This is a genomic window from Vibrio aestuarianus, from assembly GCF_012395185.1.
GTDB lineage: Bacteria > Pseudomonadota > Gammaproteobacteria > Enterobacterales > Vibrionaceae > Vibrio > Vibrio aestuarianus.
On sequence record NZ_JAAZTU010000015.1, the window covers coordinates 51,446 to 65,482 of the forward strand.

A 14,037-nucleotide genomic window follows, 5' to 3' on the forward strand; every position below is an offset into this window, starting at 1 on the left:
AATGAGAAAAATAATCGCGTTAGCGACTGTACTTTTTTGCTGCGCAAATGCGCTAGCGCAAGAAAAAATCACGATTTATGCGGCTTCGTCAATGACTAATGCCGTAAATGAACTGGTTGAGTCTTATCAAATGCGATCGGATTCCGAATTAGTAACTGTTTATGCTGGTTCTGCAGCATTGGCGCGTCAAATTGAGCAAGGCGCTCCAGCTGATGTTTTTATCTCAGCCAATGATAAATGGGTAACGCATCTGATTAAAAAAGATGTGATTGAGCGCCGTAACGTCTCTTTACTTGCGGGGAACCAGTTGGTATTGATCGCGTCCAATACATCGCCGCTGAGTGCGTTAGCAGTTAATGATGCCAATGCTTGGTTGAGCGAACTTGAAGGTTCTCGCTTGGCGGTAGGCAACGTAATAGCAGTCCCTGCTGGAATGTATGCCAAAGAAGCGTTAACAGGATTGAATGTCTGGTCTGCATTGTCGTCAAGATTAGCCCAAACCAATAACGTGCGACTGGTTCTGGCGCTGGTGGAGCGCCAAGAAGCTGATTTGGGAATCGTTTATAAAACCGATGCTTTAATGAGTAACAAAGTAAAAGTGATTCATCAATTTACCCCACAATTGCACAGCGCTATTCATTATCCTCTGGTGAAGATCACCAACAAAGAGGGAGTCGATATGCTAGTACAGTATCTGCAAAGTGATGAGGCAAAACAAATACTGCAAAAGCATGGCTTTCGCGTAGCGATAGGAAATGAACAGTTTGCTCTCTGAATATGAATGGCTCGCCTTACAATTAAGCTTAAAAGTAGCACTTTACAGCGTGGTTTGGTTATTGCCTCTGGGTTTATTCTTAGCGTGGATACTCGCGAGAAAGCAATTTTTTGGAAAAAGTGCGCTAGACAGTGTGGTTCATTTACCACTCGTTTTACCCCCTGTCGTCATTGGCTATTTATTGCTGATCAGTATGGGCAAGCAAGGTGCTCTCGGCCAGTGGCTCGATAAATGGTTTAGTATTAGCTTTAGTTTTAGCTGGCGAGGAGCTGTATTAGCTTGTGTTGTGGTCGCATTACCGCTAATGGTCAGAGCCATTCGACTAAGTTTAGAAAGTGTTGACCCAAAATTAGAGCAAGCGGCGCGAACGCTTGGCGCTTCACCGTTTAAAGTCTTTGCCACCATAACTTTACCATTGACGTTACCGGGAATAATAACCGGTACCATGCTCTCATTTGCTCGTAGTTTAGGGGAGTTTGGTGCCACCATCAGTTTTGTTTCCAATATTCCTGGTGAGACACAAACCCTACCATTGGCTATGTATAACTTTCTAGAAACTCCAGGAGCGGAAATGGAAGCGGCGCGCTTGTGTATGATATCGATAGCGATTGCATTAGCATCTTTGTTTGTCTCAGAGTGGATTAGCCGCAAAATGAAGCAGCGCTTGGGAGCACCATCGTGAGTCAACTAAAGGTTCGATTTAACAAACGCTTAGGTGAAGTTCAGTTAAATGTTGACCTTACCCTTCCCGGCTCAGGCATTTGTGCTATTTTTGGCCGTTCAGGGGCTGGTAAAACATCATTAATCAATGCTATCAGTGGCTTAGTTGAACCAGATGATGGTGAAATTGAGATCAATGGGCACTTAGTCTATAGCGGTAAGAAGGGAGTTAACCTCGCCATTGAACAGCGTAAAATTGGTTATGTGTTTCAAGAAGCGCGTTTGTTTCCACACTATAGCGTCAAAGGTAACTTAAACTATGGCGTCAAAGTGAATGATGCCGGCTATTTCGCCGTTATCACCAAACTGTTGGCATTAGATAATTTGCTTGAGCGTTACCCGCATGATCTCTCCGGGGGAGAAAAACAACGCGTGGCAATAGGCCGTGCATTGTTATCTAAGCCGGATGTGTTGCTGATGGATGAGCCACTGGCCTCGCTTGATCTTCCGCGTAAAAGAGAGGTGATGCCGTTCTTGGAAGAGTTGGCGCAAAAAGTAAAACTGCCCATTCTTTATGTCACCCATAGTATGAATGAAATTTTACGTTTGGCGGATCACCTGGTAGTTATTGAGCAAGGTAAGGTGGTGACAAGTGGGGATATTGAACAAGTGTGGTCATCAAGTCACATGCGGCCATGGCAATCCTTCTCTGAACAAAGTAGTTTGTTTTCCGCGCATATTTGCCAGCAAAATCAGCACTATGCACTCACACAAGTTGAATTGGCTGACACGGTTAAGCTGTGGGTTCAGCATGTTGAAGGCGAAATTGGTTCCTCAGTTCGGCTGCAAATACGTGCCAATGATGTTTCAGTAACGCTTGATAAGCCCAGTCGTTCTTCTATTCGTAATGTTCTATCTGCGAAGGTGAGTCAAATTGAAAAGCAGCAACAAGGTGCTAGTAAAAAAAGTGTCGCAATACAACTAGAGTTGGCTGAACAATGCTATTTATGGGCCACAATAACGGAGTGGGCGCTCGATGAGCTGCAACTGGAAATTGGAACTGATGTTTTTGTGCAAATTAAGGGGGTGAGTGTATCTCAACGAGATATTGTCTTTACGCACTAAGTGTAATTTTATATAGATGTCGTTACCCACAGGGCAAAGTAAAAAGCCGTCAATATAAATGACGGCTTTGGTTCATTGAATTAAACTTCAAGCACTTATTTTGCAAATACTTCTTTAAAGTCACGCTTTAGGATTGGATCTCTGCGTGCTTTCTTGATCTGCTTAACCATGTCTTTAACACAGTTGTGCAGCACTTGGTCAAGAAGTTGTGTACGGTATTCTTCTTTGTCCTGGTCACTCATCTCTTTTGGTAAGTTTAGTGTTGGAAATTCTTCCATCACATTAACACCAGCAAAAGCTTGGCTGACAGAAATTAACGCATGGAATTGTTCAAAATTATCCAATACGTATTGAGCACTGGCAGGTAGAGAATTCCAAGATTCACGTACTGCTTCTTCAGATACTTCATGTATAGACGTCACCATGTAGTACATCGCTTCTGGTACTTGGTCAAATTCGATTACTTGACGCAGTTCTGGTGAAATGGTTTCTAAGTCCACTACAGGTTGCTCGGTTTGGGTTACTTCAGACATGAAGGTATCTCTTTAGGGTAAAATGACATGCTAAAAATTTATGGCGAAAAGTCAATATTGTGCGCAAAATTAATCGATAAAAGCAGATAAATCTGTGTTATACGTAGGCATATAGATGAAAACAGGTGGAGTTGTGATGAAAAGTTCGGGTTCTTCAATGAGGATCTTGCTGGTTGATGATGTGCAACTCGATAGAATGCAGCTCGCTATTCGTCTTAAGCAACTTGGTCATTGCGTCGAAGCTGTGAGTAGTGGTCAAGAGGCTTTGGATATCTATTCTCAATTTGATCCCGAGTTAGTGTTGCTTGATATCTCAATGCCAGAGATGGATGGTTTTGAAGTATCACAAAAAATTCGCGAGCAATATCATGAATGGGTGCCAATCATTTTCCTTAGTGGCCATGATGAGCCGTTGATGATCGCCAAAGCTATCGACGTTGGTGGCGATGATTACCTCACCAAACCGGTAGATAAATTGGTGCTCAATTCTAAATTGATCGCTATGCAGCGTATAGCAAATATGCGACGAGAATTGAAGCATGCGACAGTGAAACTCGAAGAGCTCAACAAAGTATTGCAACAGCAAGCAAATGAGGATGGGCTAACTCAAGTTTTTAACCGACGTTTTATGGATGACAAGCTTAAAGAGATGATTAGCCTACATGGTCGATACCACTTTCCTATCACGATGATTTTGTTAGATGTTGACCATTTTAAACCGTTTAACGATAACTATGGTCACATTGAGGGTGATAAGTGCCTTATTACCCTAGCACAAATGGTGAATGAGTTATTTTCCCGTACCGGTGAATATGTGGGGCGCTATGGCGGTGAAGAGTTTGTGGTATTAATTGGTCATGCAGACATTGAGCAGGCCCAAATTGCCGCTCAGCGTATTCAACAGGAAATTGAAAATATCCATTATCCTCACGCTTATAGTCAAACAACAGATCATGTCACGGTTTCACAGGGTGTTATAACGTTCATCCCGAAGGGAAATGAATCAATTGTATCGATTTATTGCTTAGCCGATGAAGCTTTATACCAAGCTAAACATCAAGGAAGAAACCGCTTTATCGTCGCTGATGTTACCGACAAATTGCTAAGTCTATCGGCAACGTAATCTTTACCCACCGATGGGCTCTATTCTTGAATGAAAAATGGTGCATAGCAGTGTTCTTGAACATTAAACAGAGTTAATTAGGTTTTATGTCATTTAGACCAATAGCAACGCGAAAACAGTTTTTTCCTGATTTTTTCGCTTGATACAGCGCTTCATCTGCACGACGAAAAGTAGTGGTTTTTAGCGCCTCTTGATGAAGTGCTATTCCGCTGCTTACTGTAACTGAGCGTCTAATACCGAAGTTGTGCTGTGCAATAGATTGGTGAAGTTTTTGAATATGATGCTCTACCGTCTTGTAGTCAGTGATGGTGAAGGCAATTAAAAACTCTTCTCCACCCCAACGGCCTACTTGAGCAACGTCTTTAATATTCTCCTCCAGTAAACGAGCCGTTTTCACCAATACTTGATCTCCAATATCGTGCCCGCATTGATCATTAATCCATTTAAAATCATCAATATCGACAATCGCAATCCACTGAATATGCTGCTTTTGCAGCAATGCTTCCATATGGCGACGGTTAAATAATTGGGTCAACACGTCGGTATGAGAGAGGATATATAATTGACGATTAGACTCTTCTAACTGTGCCATGGTCTGTTTTCGACCAGAATCGTAGAAATAAGCAATTGAAAATAGGAATAAATAGATAATTGTTAAATGAATAAAACTGATGGTATTAAATGAAACAGGGAGCCAGTGATGCATCTCGGTCAGGCAAATGTAGGCAACAATAACAAAATTAACGAGACTGAATACTGAACCAATTTTGTAGCCAAGAACAAAAATCGCCACAATGGGTGTTAAAAAAGAGAAAGCCAAAGCAAATTCACTGTGGCCTGTGCCAACAATGAATAACAGACTTATCGTCGTCATCACCGAGACCATAATGGTTGCAGCAATTTTAGAATTTCGACTCTGCCATAAGAAAAAATAGCTTAGAAAGCACAAGCCTATTCCTATCGATTGAATGATGGCTAACAATTGGTTTGGCACAATAATCGTATTGTAGTAAACAAAAAAAGCCAAGATCGATGTTAATACAGTAAGAGAAATAAAAACAAATGAACTTTCTCTAAAGTCTTTATCGGTATGGCTTATTCCAAGCCATTTTTCTAATCCATAACTAAGCACAATGGTTTTCGTCACCTTTATTCATACTGGAGACACTATACCTTAAGGTAAAAGATAAAAACCATAGCCAACGATAAAGCTCATAGCTAGAAAAAGCACCGAGGTCTGCACATTGGCACGGTCATAGGAGTACTCAAGGCGGTCTATGGATACCAGAATGGCAACCAAGCGATCTTCGAGTGCATAGAGGTTGATTCTAATCGAACTAGAAGACACAGTGCTCTTGGGCTTCTAAGCCCAGTCAACTTTGAACAACAAAATATCGCTTAGTTAAGTGTCTAGTATTGCTGGTGCAGTTCAGTCTACAATAGCGCACTTTTTACATACTTCAGGTTATGAATATGAGCGACAATAACGCTAAACCAGCTTTACCAGATCACCTTGCTGGCAACCCTCGCAGTCCATATCATGTGGCAGAGTGCTTTGAGCACCATATTGGTATTCGTCTTAACGGTAAAGAACGTACAGACGTTGAAGAATACTGCATCAGTGAAGGTTGGGTAAAAATCCCTTCACCTAAAGCGAAAGATCGTTTCGGTCAACCAATGTTGATCAAACTGAAAGGTGAAGTGGAAGCTTTCTATAAATAAGTAGAATTTACGGCTATCTATACCCAAACCACTTGGAGTTGCAGGTAGGCGGCAAGTGAGTGAATCCCCATGAGCATAGATAAACTATACGAGTGGGGTGAGCAAACGTAGCCAACACCGCTGCGGCTTCAAGTAGAAAGGGGATATATGCAATACATGGGCTTTTTGTACATCATGTATTGCATTTTTAGAGCGGAAAATATCTGCTATTGATGGAAGTCTGCGCAAAGGTAGCTAGCAAACGCCGCAGCCACTTCAAATAGGAAAGGTATAATTTAAGCGCAGCATTTCTTATATTTTTTGCCACTACCACAAATACATGGATCATTACGGTTAGGGGTCTTTTCAAACGTAATCGTTTTGGGTTTATTAAGCAGTGTATCTAGCTCAACGGTATTTTCCTCTCTCCCAGTATCAACAACAATATTGGCAATAATTGAATGTTCAGAGACTAGTTTTTCAATTTCAGCTTTTCGTTCTTCAGTCTTTACTACTACAGAAATCGGAGATTCTTCAGTTCCAGCTTTAATGTCACGGTTTACATTGTAGCCAGAAAGAACATGGTTTTGACGCGTTTCTATACGACCTTTGAAAAATAATTTAGACATTGTTCACTCATTAATATTTAAGGCGATTGGCCTGATATGATGATTATATACAGTCATAGTGAGTACAGATATAAAGCATCGTACAAGATATAAGAAACGCCATTGATCTTTTATGTGGTCAATGGCGTTTTGTTAATGTTTTTAGTTAAATAGGTTACTTAGGCTACCGTCAACATTTTTAATTGATGAGAAAGGTATTCATCATATGTACCTTGAAAATGAACCAGTTGCTTGTCTTTTACATCAATAATTGAGGTAGCAAGAGATGAAACAAATTCACGGTCATGGCTGACAAAAATCAGTGTGCCTTTGTAAACTTTAAGCGCGTTATTTAGCGCTTCAATGGCTTCAATATCCATGTGGTTGGTCGGTTCATCCATGACTAGCACATTGATATCTTGCATCATTAACTTGCCAAACAATAAGCGGTTCTTTTCACCACCGGAGCAGTTCTTTGCTTTTTTATTAGCATCGTCAGCGGTGAATAGTAAGCGGCCTAAAATGCCTCGCACCATCAAGTCATCATGTTTGGCTGTGCGCCATTGTGAGATCCAATCGAAGATGCTTAAATCATTATCGAAATCAGCTGTACTATCTTGAGGACAGTAACCGATAGACGCATTGTCAGACCATTTAACTGTACCATGAGTTTGTTCTAATTCTTTAACAAGACAGCGTAACAAGGTGGTTTTACCAACACCATTTTCGCCAATTACCGCTAAACGAGTGCCAGCCTCAAGCAATAAATTTCCGTTTTCAAATAATAATTCGTCACCAAATGCATGGCCTAAATCTCGCAGTTCTAGAGCTTGGCGATACAACTTTTTACCTTCACCAAAATCGATCGATGGGCTAATTCTGCTACTTGATTTGACTTCATCGAGTTTGATTTTATCCATCTTCTTAGCACGAGAACTTGCTTGTTTTGCTTTTGATGCGTTCGCACCAAAGCGGTTGACGAAATCCTGTAGTTCATTAATTTCTGCTGTTTTTTTCGCATTGCTCGCTAACAATTGCTCACGAATCAAGCCCGATGCTTCAAGGAAATATTCGTAGTTACCTGGGTAGATACGTAACTCACCGTAATCAATATCTGCCATATGAGTGCAAACTGAATTCAAGAAGTGACGATCGTGCGAAATAATGATCATTGTACATTTACGCTGATTTAGCTCTTCTTCCAGCCAATTGATGGTATGAATATCCAAGTTGTTGGTCGGTTCATCTAACAGCAGGATATCTGGATTGGCAAAAAGTGCTTGAGCAAGCAGTACGCGCAGTTTCCAACCAGGAGCAACTTGCTGCATCAGGCCAAAATGGAACTCTTCTTCAATGCCAGCTTGCAGCAAAATATCACCCGCGCGACTTTCTGCTGTGTAGCCGTCCATTTCAGCAAATTCGCTTTCTAGTTCGGCGACTTTCATGCCATCAGCTTCACTCATTTCAGGCAGGGAGTAAATTCTGTCACGCTCTTGTTTGATTTCCCAAAGCTTACGGTCTCCCATGATCACTACATCAATTACGTTGTATTGCTCGAATGCAAATTGATCTTGGCTTAACACGCCCAATTTTAGCCCAGGAGTAATAGACACGTTACCTGAGCTTGGTGCTAACGCGCCACTAAGAATTTTCATGAACGTTGATTTACCACATCCATTGGCTCCAATTAAACCGTAACGGTTACCGTTACCAAATTTAGCAGAAATGTTTTCAAATAAAGGCTCGGCGCCGAATTGCATGGTGATGTTAGCGGTAGATATCAACGAAATATTCCTAGGCATTAAGATTGGTCTATCACGGTTTGTGTGATGCCAAATCAACAAAATTTAAAGAAAGAATGAATAGCTGGCGGATTATACAGACTTATTAAGTAAATAACAGATGTGAGATGCGGGTCACGAAAAAGTAACGACTCAAATCTTCTGCAGTTGACTCAGTTAGATCAATTTAGAGAAGGTTCGTAAATCAATGGTCAATTCTTTCCATTGGTATTGAGATTGGAGCGTCTTGATCCCTTGAATTAAGCAGCACCATTTCTTCTTGTTTATAGATCATTTTAAGTGTGTCGATTTTGCTGATTAGCGTTTCAATATCTGTTTTTAGGGATTGGTTTGATACAACGTAACGCATACTTGAATGAGCATTTATTTTTGAACCTGATTGCGCGCAGTGTTCATTCAATGAGCGCCATTGTTGTTCCTGCTGAGTAACGGCTGCATAGCCTATTTCTAACTCTAAGTGTTCCTTCGTAAGAGAGAGCTGCATATTCTGCGTAGCCAAAATATGGTTTTCTAGTTTTTCATTGAATGCAATTTTTGAGGGGTGCCAAAAAGCATATAGTTCATCTTGTGTAAACTCTTTATGCAAGAAGATGTGTTGCTTGTAAATCAGCAGTAAATTATTAAATGATTCAGCGTGTCGATTATACCAATCATCCACTCTTTGTTGTGAACTTATCGTCTGGTTCCAAACCTGTTCGCTACATAACTCACCTCTAGCATCGAAAGATATGACTAAAACGGCAAACATTGAAGTTATAACATAGGTGGTATCCCGTTGCATAAAAGTTGGCTCATGACTAACCCCAAAATGAGTATATACCCAAACAACTTGAAGTTGCAGCCAGGGAAAGTCATAGGTGATGATTTGTTAACGCTTATATGTAAGGAGGTAAAACTAAGCGCATAAAATGCGAGTGGGCTATCAGTAAAAAATGCTATACGGAGTGTATCGTTATCAAATAGAAAGAAGGCCAGAACAATATTCGGAGCCTTCTTTCTACATGTTCTCATTTAATCAAAGTGTTACGCCGTTCACCGTTAGTTGTACATCGATATTTCCACGTACCGCGTTTGAGTAAGGACAAACTTGATGAGCGGTATTAACTAAAGCGATAGCTTGTTCTTGATCTAATTCCAATTCGACAGATAGGCTAACTGTTAAGGCGAACCCCCCCTTATCGTTTGGACCAATACCAATAGTTGCGGTTGTTGGTGCTGATTTAATGGCTACTTTCATTTCACGTGCAACATGCAAGATCGCGTTTGAAAAACACGCTGAGTAACCAGCAGCAAATAACTGTTCTGGGTTAGTAGCTTCTCCAGTTCCCCCCATTTCTTTCGGGTAGCTCAAGGCCAAAGATAATTTATTGTCGTCGGTAGTAACTTGGCCGTTACGACCTGCTAATGCGGTTGCTGATGTGGTGTAAAGTGCTGCCATGGTTGTTCTTCCTTTTGTAATATTGATACATTTAAAGTTGCTGGCAATTATATTGCGCGCAATCTTTGTTGGGAGTGATACTAATTGAAAGTTTGAGAGTGTGCAAGTATATTGTGCACAATTAATATTTATTGTGAGTAATAGAGATGGATAAATCAGCACAAGACGAGTATCTAAGTTTGGATAATCAAGTCTGTTTTGCGCTTTACAGTGCTTCTAATGCAATGGGAAGGGCATATCAACCGCTACTGAAAACACTTGATCTGACATACTTGCAGTACATAGTGATGATGGTGCTCTGGGAAGAACAGTCAATCAATGTAAAACAGCTAGGTCGTAGGATACACCTAGATTCAGGGACTTTGACGCCATTGTTAAAACGTTTGGAAACTAAAGGGTATGTAAGCCGAACTCGTAGCCAAGAAGACGAACGGATTAGAATTATCTCAGTCACTGAGCTGGGTACTGAATTACGTGAAAAAGCAAAAACAATACCTGTAGAGATGATGGGGATGTCTAAGATGAATATTGAAGAACTTATAAAACTGAAAAGCGACTGCGAAAAATTACTTGCAAATCTCACTGCTTGATCTCACTTACTCACTCGTTTTCATAGTAAGTTGTTATAATCAAAAATCAAACCATCGGTAGTGTGGCAATGCAGTGGTATGTATTTAATGTTTGCTCGCTGTTAATGATACTTAATAGGAGATGGTAGCTTGAAGAAAATATTATTAATGATTAGTACACTAGTACTTAGTGGCTGCTTAGGTATGCCAGACTCGGTAAAGCCGGTGGCCAATTTTGAGCTCGATAACTATTTAGGTAAATGGTATGAGATTGCTAGGCTTGATCACTCTTTTGAAAGGGGACTGACTCAGGTAACAGCAGAGTACAGTCTTAGACGCGATGGTGGTGTCCTGGTACTGAATCGTGGATTTTCTCAAGCTAATAACGAATGGCAAGAGGCTGAAGGTAAAGCCTATTTTGTGAATAGCGATTCAGAAGGCTACCTAAAAGTCTCTTTTTTTGGACCATTTTATGGTTCATATGTTGTATTTGAATTGGATGAGAAGGATTATCAATATGCGTTCATTTCTGGACCGAATACAGATTATTTGTGGCTTTTGGCAAGAACACCATCTGTAGAACCTGAAGTGATTGAGAAATTTATCGATATGTCTCAAGAGCGTGGTTTTGATACTTCAAGCATCATTTTTGTTGAGCATAAATAGGTGAGTTTGCTCTTAAATGAGCGATGTGAAGGCTATGATAAACGGAAAGTTAAATGATTTTCTCTAAATATATCTGTTAGTTGAATAAATTAGCAGCGCCTACTAGGCTTTATTCTAATAACATAACTATAAGGTCAGTATAATGGATGAACAGCAAGTGGAATGTGAAAGAGCGTTTTGCAGTAATTGTTCTGAAGCAAGCCATTTAGGCTTTGATTTTACGATGGCTTTTCAACCAATAGTAAATTGTAGAACTCAAGCCATTTTTGGCTATGAGGCTCTGGTACGTGGATTAAATAACGAATCAGCTTATTCGGTTATTTCTCAAGTGAATGATGATAATCGCTATGTGTTTGATCAACAATGCCGAATTAAAGCGATAGCACTGGCGTCAAAGCTGGGTATTGATTCAATACTTAGTATTAATTTTCTGCCCAACGCTATCTACAAGCCTGAACGCTGTATTCGCACAACGTTGGAAGCAGCTAAACGGTATAATTTCCCAACTGAAAAAATCATGTTTGAGTTCACCGAAGTGGAAAAAATCGAAGACAGTTCTCATGTCAAACGAGTGGTAGAATACTATCAAACGCTTGGTTTTAAAACAGCGATTGATGATTTTGGCTCTGGTTATTCTGGACTTAATCTACTTGCTGATTTCCAAACGGATATTATTAAATTAGACATGGGACTGGTGCGCGATATACATCAAGATAAAACGCGTCAATCCATTGTTAAGCATTGCTTAGCAATATTCAGCGATCTAAATATAACCCCACTGGCCGAAGGTATTGAAAAAAGAGAAGAATTCGTTTGGTTAATGGAAGCTGGCGTAGATTTAATGCAAGGATACTTTTTTGCTAAACCAGGTTTTGAATCGTTACCTGAGGTAACATTTGCTTGAATTATAAAGAGGGTATGATGGTTGATGTTGCTCTCTATCATTGATGAGAAAGAACGTAGCTTACATTGTTATTTGATTCATGCAGAAAAAAGCCCAGTTGCCACCAATAGGATTGGGCTTTTTTGTCGATGAGAGAAAGTTAGTTTGTCGATGGACGAATATTTACAGCCGTTTGTGGTGACCACACTTTCTGAAACGCATCGTAGATATCAAATTCATTCAAATGGGCAATGTATCCAACTCACTCTAAGGGCTGATGTACGCTTGCTGCATATGAATAGTCATAACGATACGGTCAGTTTTGCGAGCTGCATAGTTTGTTTGATATGAGGAAGTCATCGCTTGTAACTCTTGTTGATAATGTGTCAATGATTGGTTATTTCCCTCATCAATTATTCTGTCACCTTATCACCAACTCACTGTAGTGTGTTGAGGGATCGAACTCTCTATCGAATACGAGGTTGGGATATGAATGTAATATCAATTCTGCCGTTGTATTTACAATACAACCATCTAAAAGATGACCTCCAATCATTTTTCCTTTGCTGTCTGATACCGCAATGTGCAGATGCAAATGCTCATTGGTTAGAGTGCCGCCTAATGAGATGATCTCAAATGGCTCTGCTAGATACAGGGTCGATTGGCCATCAGCTAGCCGAATTTTTAACTCAGATAAACATCCTACACATGAAGCAATATTACCTGCCTGGATCTTGTGCTCTTTCACCAATGCAGCAATAGACTGCTTGAGATCATGCCCTCGAGTTAGTCGTGATGCTGTCACTTTTAACATGCTGTATTTCCTCTTAATAGCGCTAACAACGCATCTAAAGCGTTTTCCAAATCCTCATGACGTTGCGCTTTGCCCATAACCCGCATACCTTGCATTTGTACCAGTATTAAATGCGCGATGTGTTTCGCGGGTAAGGAATGGGGGAGTTGTTGTTCATTTTGCGCATTTTTCAGGGCATTGGTAATAACCACAAGTAAGCCATCAAACAGTTCTTTGCTTTTTTGCAAAACATAATCGTCTTCGCCTGCATGCTCAATCACGGCATTTTGCATAAAGCATCCGCAGCTATTTAGCCTTTGTAAATGAGCAAAGTTTTTTAAAAACAGCTCAAGTTCTGGCATTGATGCCGTGGGTTGATTGAGCACATTGATTGGGGGAAGAGATACTGATTCTAGATACTTATCGATCGCCTCGTAATAGAGTTTTTGTTTATCTCCGTAAGTATTGTAGAGGCTAAACCGATTAATTTTCAGCGTGTCTACTAAGTCTGAAATCGCAGTATTAGCATAACCTTTTTGCCAAAACAGATGCATTGCCGCGAGCAGTTTCTCATCTCTATCAAAATTACTTTTACGTGCCATATACCACACTTCTTAAAACAAAAAACATTCTTGACTGATCGTTTATAAAACGAGTAGAGTCTAACCTAAACGAACGTTCTGAAAAAGTAATTAAAAGGATATTAGATGAAACTGTATGAGTTTGCGCCAACACCAAGCTGTCGACGAGTAAGCATATTTCTTAAAGAGTTAGGCTTAGACGTCCCTCGAGAGCAAGTGAATGTCAGAGAAGGAGATAACTTGTCTGCAGAATTCTTACAGAAGAGTGTAAACGGTAAGGTGCCATTATTAGAGCTAGATAGTGGTGAGACTATTTGCGAAAGCGTGGCGATTTGTCGATATTTTGATTCGATTAAAGAAAATGATTCATCCTTATTTGGCGACAGCGCATTAGATAAAGCCCAAGTAGAAATGTGGCACCGAGTTGTTGAATTTCAAGGCCTTTACGCAGCATTTCAAGCATTCCGTAATATATCGGGAATTTATCAAGACCGTGAAACTTGCGTATCCGAGTGGGGGTATGAAAGTAAGCATCGAGTTGCGTCATTTTTACCTATTTTAGACCAGCGTTTATCTGATTCAGATTATGTAGCGACTGAAAGATTTACTATCGTGGATATAACGGCATTTATATTCGTAGGTTTTGCAGAAAAAGCACTGGAACTTAATGTGTTAGAGACCTACCCAAACATTGCCCGTTGGTTTGAAGTGTTGAATCAGCGTCCATCCTTTCAGTAAGCGATAGAGTAATCGGATTGTGTGACATTGTCACTTTTGTGT

General features: G+C 40.3%; 17 protein-coding genes. 9 read left to right on the forward strand and 8 right to left on the reverse strand.

Going from position 1 to position 14,037, the window contains the following annotated elements; genetic code table 11:
• Position 1: 1 nt before the first annotated feature.
• From modA to modC, 3 genes are read left to right on the forward strand one after another with little or no spacing between them, the layout of a single operon-like run.
• Positions 2 to 775, forward strand: a complete 774-nt coding sequence (gene modA / locus HGG78_RS09100; RefSeq protein ID WP_172532698.1) for a molybdate ABC transporter substrate-binding protein — start codon at positions 2 to 4, stop codon at positions 773 to 775.
• Positions 756 to 1,457: a molybdate ABC transporter permease subunit gene (gene modB / locus HGG78_RS09105; RefSeq protein WP_172532699.1), complete on the forward strand. Its 702-nt coding sequence runs from the start codon at positions 756 to 758 to the stop codon at positions 1,455 to 1,457. Before modA ends, modB begins: the two co-directional genes overlap by 20 nt.
• Positions 1,451 to 2,560: a molybdenum ABC transporter ATP-binding protein ModC gene (modC, locus tag HGG78_RS09110; protein ID WP_422108881.1), complete on the forward strand. Its 1,110-nt coding sequence runs from the start codon at positions 1,451 to 1,453 to the stop codon at positions 2,558 to 2,560. Before modB ends, modC begins: the two co-directional genes overlap by 7 nt.
• 95 nt (positions 2,561 to 2,655) lie before the next feature.
• Here modC and HGG78_RS09115 read toward each other — a convergent pair whose 3' ends face one another.
• The gene (locus HGG78_RS09115) at positions 2,656 to 3,093 is read right to left on the reverse strand and encodes a DUF3069 domain-containing protein (RefSeq protein WP_172532701.1); all 438 of its coding nucleotides are present in this window, start codon (positions 3,091 to 3,093) and stop codon (positions 2,656 to 2,658) included.
• Positions 3,094 to 3,229: 136 nt separating this feature from the next.
• Here HGG78_RS09115 and HGG78_RS09120 point away from each other — a divergent pair, with 136 nt between their 5' ends.
• Positions 3,230 to 4,216, forward strand: a complete 987-nt coding sequence (locus HGG78_RS09120) for a diguanylate cyclase (RefSeq protein ID WP_172532723.1) — start codon at positions 3,230 to 3,232, stop codon at positions 4,214 to 4,216.
• Between the two features lie 73 nt (positions 4,217 to 4,289).
• Here the strand turns inward: HGG78_RS09120 and HGG78_RS19240 are convergent, their stop codons facing one another.
• Positions 4,290 to 5,363 (reverse strand): GGDEF domain-containing protein, encoded by a 1,074-nt coding sequence (locus HGG78_RS19240; protein ID WP_338326132.1) that lies wholly within the window; start codon positions 5,361 to 5,363, stop codon positions 4,290 to 4,292.
• A gap of 326 nt (positions 5,364 to 5,689) precedes the next feature.
• Here HGG78_RS19240 and HGG78_RS09130 point away from each other — a divergent pair, with 326 nt between their 5' ends.
• On the forward strand, positions 5,690 to 5,938 hold the full coding sequence (locus HGG78_RS09130; protein ID WP_053312061.1) for a DUF3297 family protein: 249 nt from the start codon (positions 5,690 to 5,692) through the stop codon (positions 5,936 to 5,938).
• 275 nt (positions 5,939 to 6,213) lie between these two features.
• On the opposite strand, the gene HGG78_RS09135 is transcribed toward HGG78_RS09130, so the two are convergent.
• The 4 genes from HGG78_RS09135 to ohr all read right to left on the reverse strand — a co-directional run bounded on the left by HGG78_RS09135 (position 6,214) and on the right by ohr (position 9,765).
• Entirely contained in the window at positions 6,214 to 6,546 is a 333-nt protein-coding gene (locus HGG78_RS09135) for a PBPRA1643 family SWIM/SEC-C metal-binding motif protein (RefSeq protein ID WP_172532702.1), read from the reverse strand.
• Between the two features lie 158 nt (positions 6,547 to 6,704).
• Entirely contained in the window at positions 6,705 to 8,309 is a 1,605-nt protein-coding gene (locus tag HGG78_RS09140; RefSeq protein ID WP_420918601.1) for an ABC-F family ATPase, read from the reverse strand.
• A gap of 202 nt (positions 8,310 to 8,511) precedes the next feature.
• Positions 8,512 to 9,108, reverse strand: a complete 597-nt coding sequence (locus HGG78_RS09145; protein WP_172532703.1) for a hypothetical protein — start codon at positions 9,106 to 9,108, stop codon at positions 8,512 to 8,514.
• A gap of 234 nt (positions 9,109 to 9,342) precedes the next feature.
• On the reverse strand, positions 9,343 to 9,765 hold the full coding sequence (gene ohr, locus HGG78_RS09150; RefSeq protein ID WP_053312065.1) for an organic hydroperoxide reductase Ohr: 423 nt from the start codon (positions 9,763 to 9,765) through the stop codon (positions 9,343 to 9,345).
• A gap of 146 nt (positions 9,766 to 9,911) precedes the next feature.
• On the opposite strand from ohr, the gene ohrR reads away from it, so the two are divergent.
• From ohrR to HGG78_RS09165, 3 genes are all read left to right on the forward strand, one after another.
• Positions 9,912 to 10,355 carry a transcriptional regulator OhrR gene (ohrR, locus tag HGG78_RS09155; RefSeq protein WP_053312066.1) on the forward strand — a complete coding sequence of 148 codons (444 nt, stop codon included), beginning with the start codon at positions 9,912 to 9,914 and terminating at the stop codon, positions 10,353 to 10,355.
• A 129-nt stretch (positions 10,356 to 10,484) separates the two neighbouring features.
• Positions 10,485 to 11,000 (forward strand): lipocalin family protein, encoded by a 516-nt coding sequence (locus HGG78_RS09160; protein WP_053312067.1) that lies wholly within the window; start codon positions 10,485 to 10,487, stop codon positions 10,998 to 11,000.
• Between the two features lie 142 nt (positions 11,001 to 11,142).
• Positions 11,143 to 11,904: an EAL domain-containing protein gene (locus HGG78_RS09165; RefSeq protein WP_172532704.1), complete on the forward strand. Its 762-nt coding sequence runs from the start codon at positions 11,143 to 11,145 to the stop codon at positions 11,902 to 11,904.
• A 400-nt stretch (positions 11,905 to 12,304) separates the two neighbouring features.
• Here HGG78_RS09165 and HGG78_RS09170 read toward each other — a convergent pair whose 3' ends face one another.
• Both HGG78_RS09170 and HGG78_RS09175 read right to left on the reverse strand, forming a co-directional pair.
• Entirely contained in the window at positions 12,305 to 12,697 is a 393-nt protein-coding gene (locus HGG78_RS09170; RefSeq protein WP_053312069.1) for a PPC domain-containing DNA-binding protein, read from the reverse strand.
• Entirely contained in the window at positions 12,691 to 13,278 is a 588-nt protein-coding gene (locus HGG78_RS09175) for a TetR/AcrR family transcriptional regulator (protein ID WP_171981143.1), read from the reverse strand. The genes HGG78_RS09170 and HGG78_RS09175 overlap by 7 nt, the downstream gene beginning before the upstream one ends.
• A 105-nt stretch (positions 13,279 to 13,383) precedes the next feature.
• On the opposite strand from HGG78_RS09175, the gene HGG78_RS09180 reads away from it, so the two are divergent.
• Positions 13,384 to 13,995, forward strand: a complete 612-nt coding sequence (locus tag HGG78_RS09180; protein ID WP_172532705.1) for a glutathione S-transferase family protein — start codon at positions 13,384 to 13,386, stop codon at positions 13,993 to 13,995.
• Positions 13,996 to 14,037: the final 42 nt, after the last annotated feature.